Raw genomic sequence first — 3,047 nt, forward strand, 5'->3', positions numbered from 1 at the left:
AGGTAGTAAGGATCGACACCTATGCAGTGCCCGCCCACCAGCCCGGGACGAAACGGCAGGAAGTTCCACTTTGTTCCGGCCGCCTCGAGAACGTCCAGGGTATCGATCCCCAGGCGATTGAAAATCAGCGCCAGCTCGTTGATCAGGGCGATATTCACGTCGCGCTGGGTGTTCTCGATCACCTTGGCGGCCTCGGCCACCCGGATCGAGGACGCTTTGTGCGTACCCGCGACAACGATCTGCCTGTACAAGGTATCGACGAGGTCGGCCACTGCTGGAGTCGAGCCCGAGGTCACCTTGCGTATCGTGGATACCCTGTGGGTCTTGTCGCCCGGATTGATGCGTTCCGGGCTGTAGCCGGCATAGAAATCCAGATTGAACTTCAGACCCGAGACCCGTTCGAGAACCGGCACGCACACCTCTTCGGTCGCCCCGGGATAAACCGTGGATTCATAGATGACGATATCACCGCGCTTGAGCACACGGCCTATGGTTTCGCTGGCACGTTCCAGAGGTGTCAAATCGGGCTGCTTGTACTGATCGATGGGCGTAGGTACGGTGACGATGAAGACATTGGCCTCGGACAATTGGGCTGGATCGTGGCTGAAACGCAGATGGGCAGCCTCGGCAAGTTCCTCACCCGAGACTTCGAGGGTGTGGTCGGTACCCGCACGCAGTTCATCGATCCGGCGCACATTGACGTCGAAACCCAGCACCTTGCGCTGTTTGCCGAACTCGACCGCCAGGGGCAGGCCCACATAGCCCAGGCCCACGACCGCCAGCTTTACGTCCTGAATTTCCAAGATGATCTCCAAGGGTTGTTTGGTGTTTGATGTGTCTGATTTTACCGGTGTCGGCCGCTGCGACCCAACGAAGGCAGCAGCAGCCAGCGCGGCCGCCGCCACGACACCAGGCGCGAATACAGCCAGATATATACGCCCGCGAACACCGCCATGCTGAAGCACAACAGCCACGCATCATCCCACCAGATCGTCGCCGGCACCAGACCGATCAAGGCCAGCAGCCAGAGATAGGGCGAGGCCATGGCATTGCAGAGGGCGGGCAATGCATGACGCCGGTCGCGGCTGAACGTGATGCGTACCAGCCGTCGAAACACCAGCTGGTGCAAGTGCAGTGCGTCGGGCTGATCGACCGGGACACCGCGTTTGAACCGCCGTCGCCAGATCGAAAACAAGGTCTCGAACACGGGATAGAACAGCACCGCCAGGGCATAGAAAGGTGAAACGCCAGGATTCCTGACGACCAGTTGCACTGCCAGCTCGGCCAGCATGAACCCAAGGAAATAGGCGCCCCCATCACCCAGAAAGACCCGTCCGAAAGGAAAATTCCAGATCAGGAAGCCCAGCGTCGCCGACGCCAGGGCCGTGGCGATGAGAAAGATGGGCACATCCTGAACTTGCAGGGCCACCAGGGCCAGGGAAACGGACATCAGTGTGGCAATCATGCCCGCCAGGCCATTCATGCCGTCTATGATGTTCAGCGCGTGGGTGCAGCCGCCGACCGCGACCATGGTGAATACCAGGGAAACCGGCCAGAACCCCAACATCGCATCGGCCCACGACCAGCCGACGCGCGTCACACCGCCCAGCAGCCACCAGGCGATCGCCGCAGAAAGAAAGGCGGCAACCAGGCGTTTGCCCGATCCGACATCCTTGGTGATGTCTTCCAGCAACCCGGCCATGAACACGGGCAGAGCGGCGATGAATAGAACGGGCCACAGCCAGGCCAGCGTCATGTTGCTGGGCCCCAGCACCAGCAGACCCGCCAGGCTGCCAGCCAGGACGGCAAGGCCCCCCACACGAGGTGTGACGCGGGTATGCATGGCCTGGGGTTTGTGCAGATCGCTGTCGCCCGTCAGCCGACCGTGCCAGCGCTCGGAAATGACGATCAGCCCACAGACCAGAAAAGCCACGACACCTATGACAGGCCAGGTGAGGCCGACTGGCAGGTTCAGAGCATTCACGACAAAACCCGAAAAAATGAATACAGACACATTATCGGCCGCAGCGCCGTACCCTGCCTTCGCCCCGATGATACAAGTGCAAGCAAATCGCTGACTGCAGCAAGCGCCAGCAATCTGTTAGCAACAAGCCTTCAGGCCTTTTTGATAAAAAAAAGCCCAAGATCCGAAGATCCTGGGCTAAATCCACCAAAGGAGGAGGGTGGAGGAGACAACCTTGGCAAGTCGTGACTGCTAGGGCCTGAGCCCGAGTCTGGCGTGATCTAGGGTTTTCCCGCTGCAATCACGTTTCAACATCCGATAAGCAAATTATATAGACAAAGAATGGTGCGACGCAAGAAAAACTTGTAGCAGATCGTGAGACAGGCCTGATCGTGGTATTTTTCTCACAAAATTGTTGTGCACTTGCAGAATTTGTCATTTGGGAATAACCCTAAAACCGGTAGGCCGTGGTCGTCATGACACGCGACATGCCGCGCATGATCAAGCGCACGGGTGCGGGCAGCCGGTAGGCCCCGTGATCCTCGGCCGTGCGCCGGTGGCCGATTTCATCATCGCGCATCTGGGCCACGATGCGGCGCGACCGGACGTCCTGCGCCGGCAGCGCCTGCAGATGGCCATCCAGATGCTCCTCGACCTGCCGTTCGGTTTCGGCCATGAACCCCAGATTGTAGGGAGTGCCGACGCGGCTGGCGATCGCCCCCAGAGAAAAAGCCCCCAGGTACCACAGGGGGTTGAATACGCTGGGGCGACTGCGCAATTCGTCGATGCGCTGGCGGCACCAGACCAGATGATCGACCTCTTCGGCCGCCGCCTGCTCGAACACGCCGCGAATTGCTGCATCGCCGCAAAACAGCGCCTGCCCGCGATAAAGAGCCTGGGCGCAGATTTCGCCCACATGATTCACCCGCATCAGGCCCGCCGCATGACGGGCCTGATCGCCTTCCAGATCCACCGCATCTGCAGGCATAGGCCCCGCAGGGTTGGCGCGCGCCGCCATCACCGAACCGTCCAGGATGCGCACCGCCCGGCCCAGCTCGGCCAGCAGGCCGTCGCACACGCCCTG

Annotated in this window: 3 protein-coding genes; all 3 read right to left on the bottom strand. The window is 60.5% G+C overall.

Features of this window, described 5'->3' with window-relative positions; genetic code table 11:
- The coding region (locus WCZ84_RS13880) for a nucleotide sugar dehydrogenase (protein WP_372686867.1) at positions 1–803 on the bottom strand (803 nt) is incomplete at its 3' end.
- Between the two features lie 41 nt (positions 804–844).
- Positions 845–1,975, bottom strand: coding sequence for a glycosyltransferase (locus tag WCZ84_RS13885; protein WP_372686869.1), 1,131 nt, complete (start codon positions 1,973–1,975; stop codon positions 845–847).
- 439 nt (positions 1,976–2,414) lie between these two features.
- Positions 2,415–3,047, bottom strand: a 633-nt coding sequence (gene coq7, locus WCZ84_RS13890) for a 2-polyprenyl-3-methyl-6-methoxy-1,4-benzoquinone monooxygenase (protein ID WP_372686868.1), incomplete at its 5' end; no start/stop codon positions are given.

The sequence above is a fragment of the Castellaniella sp. genome, assembly GCF_041675725.1.
Classification (GTDB): Bacteria; Pseudomonadota; Gammaproteobacteria; order Burkholderiales; family Burkholderiaceae_B; genus Castellaniella.